This is a genomic window from Simiaoa sp. (assembly GCF_051972595.1).
Lineage (GTDB): Bacteria > Bacillota > Clostridia > Lachnospirales > Lachnospiraceae > Acetatifactor > Acetatifactor hominis.
This window is the reverse complement of the sequence record NZ_JBOKRY010000070.1, coordinates 1-5,968: the sequence shown is the minus strand read 5'-3', so window position 1 is coordinate 5,968 and position 5,968 is coordinate 1. Positions and strand designations below refer to the sequence as shown.

Below are 5,968 nucleotides of genomic sequence, written 5' to 3'. Positions count from 1 at the left end.
TAGTTTAAGGCTGTTTTAGAGGAAAACAGTAGCCCCAATGCGGGCTACTGGGATTCGATAGCATTTCTTAATTAACTTTCAATTTACACGTTTTCAATCTGCCAGTCGATGGGCTCCACGCCGTGTTCCTTCAGGAAGTTGTTGGTCTTGCTGAAAGGTCTGCTGCCAAAGAAACCGCGGTAAGCAGACAACGGGCTGGGATGAGGTGCCTCTAAAATCAGGTGATTGGGATTGTTCAACATAGTCTTCTTCATCTGTGCCGGTCTGCCCCACAGGATAAACACAATGGGACGATCCTGCGCATTCAGCGCCCGGATGGCGGCATCGGTGAATTCCTCCCAGCCTTTGCCATGGTGGGAATTTGCCATGTGGGCCCGCACCGTAAGCACCGTATTGAGCATCAGCACACCCTGTTCGGCCCATTTTACAAGATAGCCGTTGTTGGGAATATAGCAGCCTAAATCATCGTGTAGCTCCTGATAGATATTCACTAAAGAAGGAGGGATCTCCACATCCGGTTTCACGGAAAAGCACAGACCGTGTGCCTGTCCCACATTGTGATAAGGATCCTGTCCTATGATCACGACTTTTACCTTACTTAACGGGGTCAGATGAAATGCATTGAAAATATCATCCGCCGGGGGAAATACCACGGTGGTATCATATTCATTTTTGACAAATTCAAAAAGCTGTCTGTAATAGGGCTTATGAAATTCTCCGCCCAAAGCCGTCAGCCAATCATTTGTGATCATTGCCATAATCTAATCCTCCCTGTCGTCCTCAGAGACGGACACTGATTCCTTTTTCCCGCAGGTATTCCTTCACCTGCCGGATCTCTAATTCTTTGTAATGGAACAGAGATGCTGCCAGAACTGCCTCTGCCTTTCCCTCCGTCAGAGCATCATAGAAATGAGACAGCTGTCCCGCACCGCCGGACGCGATGACCGGGATACTAACGCTCTCCGCCACGGCTCTGGTCAGCGCCAGATCGTAGCCTTCCTTCGTTCCGTCTCCGTCCATACTGGTCAGCAGGATCTCTCCTGCGCCCATCTTCTCTGCGGTTCTCGCCCATTCCACAGCGTCCATGCCCATGTCCACACGACCGCCGTTTTTATAAATATTCCATCCGCTGCCGTCTGCACGCTTTTTGGCATCAATGGCAACCACCACACACTGGCTGCCGAACTTCTCTGCCGCATCACTGATAAGCCGGGGATTCATAATGGCTGCGGAATTCACAGAGATTTTGTCCGCACCTTCACGAAGAATTGCCTTGAAATCATCTACAGTACGGATTCCTCCTCCTACGGTGAAAGGAATAAATACCTTGCTTGCCACCTTCCGCACCCACTCTAACTGCGTGGCACGACTGTCCGAAGAAGCCGTAATATCCAAAAATACGACCTCATCCGCGCCGGCCGCGTCATAGGCTGCCGCTACCTCGGAAGGGTCTCCGGCATCCCGGAAATTCACAAAATTCACACCTTTTACTACTCTGCCATCCTTCACATCCAGGCAGGGAATTACTCTCTTCGTATGCATATCAATTTCCTCCCTGCGCGTTTTTCTCACGGAATTCCTTCGTGACATTTATAAAATTCTGCAGGATCTTAAGACCTACGCCGGAGCTTTTCTCCGGATGGAACTGACAGGCAAAAATATTATCCTTCTCCACAGATGCATGAATCCGTGTTCCGTATTCCGTGGTAGCGGTAACGATAGACGGATCTGCCGCCTCCAGATAATAGGAATGTACAAAATACACGTAAGAATGTTCCTCGATTCCCTGAAAAAGCCGCCCACTGTTCGGAAATGCAATGTCATTCCAGCCGATGTGGGGAATCTTCAGTCCAGGTGCCGCGGGAATCCTGCGAATCCTGCCGTCTAACAGATGCAGTCCCTCCACTTCCGGGGTCTCTTCGCTGCTTTCGAACATCAGTTGTAATCCAAGACAGATTCCCAGAAAAGGGATCTTCCTGTCCACTACTTCCCGTATAACCTCCACCAGTCCATACTGATGGAGCTTCTCCATGGCATCACCAAAGGCTCCCACCCCCGGCAGGATCACACCGTCTGCGGACAGGATCTCCTCTCTGTCTCTGGTGATCTTTACTTCTTCTCCTAAAAAGTGCAACGCTTTTTCTACGCTCTTTATATTACCAGCATCATAATCGAGAACTGCGATCATTGCTGTATCTCCTTTTCTTCCGGAAGCGGATCCGGCAATTCTTCCGGTAAGTTTTCCGTGTTCTGTGCGGGGTTAACTGCCGTCTCTGCCTGGGTGGTCCCTTGGAATTCCCAGGATCCCAGTCCCAGCTTCTGCAGAACCATCATAACGTTCTTCGTATATTCTACATTATCCGAAATATCCGCTATCGCCTGCGCTTCTTCCTGACTCAGCTGATATTTTTCTGACAGAATATTAAGAATCTCTCCGAATGCAGAGGTCACCTCATCCTGCACATTCCATTGTGTCGCATAATCTAGCAGGGAAGGATAGTCATGTACCGCCTGCAGCAGGCTGTCTAACGCTTCCAGTTCAGAACCCTCATTTACAAATACTTCGTATTCTCTAAGCCACATCCGAATGGTCAGAATGCTCTCGGATTTGCTGTACATGACCTGTTCGGTCTCATTCAGTTCTCTGCCGAACAGATTCTGATAACAAGTCTGGTAATCTCCCGCATAATAAGCTTCTCTGCCACTTCTCTTAGACATATATTCTGTCAGGAAATTTCCTACGATCAGTATCACTGCCCCCAGAGAGATACATACTACCACAATGGGAATGATTTTTTTCGGAGAAAGCTTTTTTTCGGGTACAGCCGGTGCATCTTCCTTTTTCGGTTTTTCCTTTTTCGGCTTCTTCGGCTGTTTTTCCTTTTTGGGATTTTTCTCTTTTTTCTGCTTTTTCTCTTTCTTTTTACCGTTCTTGCCGTTCTTGTCCATCTCTTCGAGGATCTGCTTATTCTCATCGGACAGTTTTAGCTGGTCGCTCTCCTCTTCCTCCTCATCCTCTTCGGTGAACAAGTCGAGCAATTTTGCGAAAAATCCCTTTTTCTCTTTCTTCTGTTCCGCATCTTCTGCAATATCCGCGCCGGCTGCTTTCAATATATCCATGATATCTGAGGACTTGGGATCTGCGGTGGTTTCTTCCGCACTGTCCTGTTGTCCCGGAAATGCTCCGGCAAGCAAAGCATCCAGTTCATCATCAGAAGTAGCGGTGGTCTCCGTGTCAGCTGCTTCCGATACGGAATTTTCCTCCACAGGATCTGTGGTTGTTATAGGATTCCGCGAATCTACCGTTTCTGTTGTTTCTGTTGTTTCTGTTGTTTCAGTAGTTTCTGGCGGCTCTTCCTTCGATTTTTTCTTAAATCTGTCAAAAAATCCCGGAGTTTTCTTTCTTCGACCTCGTTTGCCCTTTTTCTGCTCTTCCGTTGCCACTTCGTCCGCAGGCTCTCCGGCCGGCTGTGGACTTACCTGATCCAGCAGATTAGACAATCCTTCTTCGTCCGCGCTCTCCAACATTCTGATCAGATCATCGTTCGAATCGTTATTCTCCTGCTTCGGTGCCTCCTCTGCCTGTTCTCTGTTCTGTTGCAGCAGGCGGTCGATTTCATCCTCCGACATAGATGCTGTCTCTTCCGGGTGAATTGTCGCATTCTCCGAAGCAGTATCTGGTACCGCACCTGACACCGCATCTTCCTTTTGTGCATTCAGTGCGGACTGCAGCAGATCATCCATATCACTCATATCGATCTGCGGTGCGTCCTGCTCTGCCGGCTCCGGCTTTTTTTTCTCTTCTACGCTTTCCGTGGTTTCTTCGTTTTCAATTCCCTTTAATAAATTATCCAGGTATTCCTCCTGTGAAGGCATCTGTCATTCCTCCGATTTCTCACAAGTTACTAGCAGGTTAAGTTTAACACAGGCTAAGCAGCCAGGCAATGGGATTTTGTTCCCCATCAACGCAATACAGACCTGCTTTTTGTTGAAATAATGCTATTCTCTGGAAAGGATTCTTTATAATAGATGGAAAACGATTCCCTTCTCCGATCTCTAACAGTACCATTTTATGATTCAGGGTGTTCTGCAACCATGTCTGGTAGGTTGTCCAGTTCTCCAGATAACCCTTTTCATCATATTTTGCGGCATACACATTATTCAGGATCATGTTCTTCCCGCATTTTGGGCATTTCCCAAGGTTGGGAGATAAAAATTTTCCTGCACGCAGTTCTTCATAGCAGTGCTGTAGATTCTCTCTGTCCGTTTCCGTAACTTCCGTAATTTCTTCCTCACAACCGTCCGGACATTGTTTTTTTCTAAAATCTCCGCAGGGAGATACATATCTTTCCTTTTTCAGGAGCATTTTTTTCCAGGGGATCTGTGTCGGTATCGGACTGGTGGAAGACGATACCACAAAATAACTCTTTTTCTCCAACACAGAAGCCAGATTGTTAAGTCCCTGCCGGATCTCTTCCTCTATTTTAGGGAGTTGCTGCTCCCGCAATTGCTCCTCCACGTAGGGCAGAAGCCATAATGCATTATTTTTCTGCAATTGTTCCCGCACTTTTCCGTACTCCGGGTTGGCCTCCAGGAGATTTTCCATATCAAACTCCTGTCCAAGACCTACTAATACATATTCCGCTTCTTCTATTTTCTGAAGGATCTCTTTCGTTCTGTCATCCATATCATTGCCCCGATATTATAAGAAAAGGCTGGGACTAGCCCAGCCTTTTTGCTTTCTAAATGCCTTATCTGTCCAAATGTTTCTCTGCTACCAGTTCATCTACAATCTTTACCAGGTTGCCGATCTCCGGCTTGGAGAGCTGTGCATCTGCTCCCAAGGCCTCTCCCTTTCTCTTCATATCGTCATTTACAAGAGAAGAGAAAATAATTACGGGAATATCCTTGGTTGCATCGTCTGTTTTAACCAGCTTGGTCAATCTGTGTCCGTCCATCTCAGGCATCTCAATATCCGTAATGATACAACGAACATGCTGATCCAGTGTTCCATCTTCCTTACACTGTGTGATCACATCGTATGCCTGCTGACCGTTCTCTGTATGAATCAGGTTCACATAACCGGCTGATTTTAAGGAGTCAACGATCAACTTGTTCAGCAATGGTGAATCCTCTGCGATCAGGATTGGAACAGAACTTCTGGTACGCTCACCAAGTTCATTCAGTTCAGACATCTTAAGTCCTGTTTCAGGATTGATATCCGATACGATCTTCTCGAAGTCCAAAATGATGATCAGCTTGTCATTCTTCTTAATAATACCGGTAGCAACACTCTCGTCTGCTGCGGAAATCGTGATATCCGGCTTAATGATATCTCTCCAGCTGACTCTGTGAATACCAAGCACCGTCTCTACATGAAATGCGATATCCAGTTTATTGAAATTGGTAACGATGAACAAACCCTTTTTCTCGGACTCTCCGCGTCCCAGACAATTCTTCAGATCAATGGCAGTAATCATTGTATCTCTCGGCATAAAAATACCTTCGATACTGGGATGTGAATTAGGAACCGGTGTCACCGGCTGGTAGGTAATGATCTCTTTGATCTTGGCAACATTGATTCCATAAGAATTCCCAGCCAGAGTAAATTCCAAAATCTCTAATTCGTTTGTTCCGTTTTCAAGTAAAATCTTAGTATCCATACTTACTCCTATAACCTTCTCACTGCATTTGTCTTGTATTTCGTATATTTTCAAAAGTCCGCCTTGCAAACTTTTACTACGTTCTTTTTAATTATAACATATTTTTCTAAAAAAGAAACAATTATCTGAAATTAATGTATAAAAAAACGATAGCAAAATGCTATCGTCGTTATCTATGATTCAGTTTAAGTTTATTCCTTCAAAACCGAACACTGAAACCTAATCTCTTATATCCTAACTTCCATCCTGCTTTCCTATCCAAAACCTTTGGTCAAGCCCTCGACCGATTAGTAAATGTCAGCTGA

Annotated in this window: 6 protein-coding genes; all 6 read right to left on the bottom strand. The window is 46.0% G+C overall.

The window, feature by feature from the left end:
• Positions 1–83: 83 nt before the first annotated feature.
• Complete coding sequence (locus tag ACTRDR_RS14570) at positions 84–758, bottom strand: uracil-DNA glycosylase (protein WP_176865460.1); 675 nt, start codon at positions 756–758, stop codon at positions 84–86.
• 22 nt (positions 759–780) lie between these two features.
• Entirely contained in the window at positions 781–1,542 is a 762-nt protein-coding gene (gene hisF / locus ACTRDR_RS14565; protein ID WP_440528341.1) for an imidazole glycerol phosphate synthase subunit HisF, read from the bottom strand.
• A 1-nt stretch (position 1,543) separates the two neighbouring features.
• The gene (hisH, locus tag ACTRDR_RS14560) at positions 1,544–2,188 is read right to left on the bottom strand and encodes an imidazole glycerol phosphate synthase subunit HisH (protein ID WP_440528339.1); all 645 of its coding nucleotides are present in this window, start codon (positions 2,186–2,188) and stop codon (positions 1,544–1,546) included.
• Positions 2,185–3,876, bottom strand: coding sequence for a hypothetical protein (locus ACTRDR_RS14555; RefSeq protein ID WP_440528337.1), 1,692 nt, complete (start codon positions 3,874–3,876; stop codon positions 2,185–2,187). The genes hisH and ACTRDR_RS14555 overlap by 4 nt, the downstream gene beginning before the upstream one ends.
• A gap of 43 nt (positions 3,877–3,919) precedes the next feature.
• Positions 3,920–4,687 carry a hypothetical protein gene (locus tag ACTRDR_RS14550; RefSeq protein WP_176865452.1) on the bottom strand — a complete coding sequence of 256 codons (768 nt, stop codon included), beginning with the start codon at positions 4,685–4,687 and terminating at the stop codon, positions 3,920–3,922.
• A 64-nt stretch (positions 4,688–4,751) separates the two neighbouring features.
• On the bottom strand, positions 4,752–5,663 hold the full coding sequence (locus tag ACTRDR_RS14545) for a chemotaxis protein CheW (RefSeq protein ID WP_176865450.1): 912 nt from the start codon (positions 5,661–5,663) through the stop codon (positions 4,752–4,754).
• Positions 5,664–5,968: the final 305 nt, after the last annotated feature.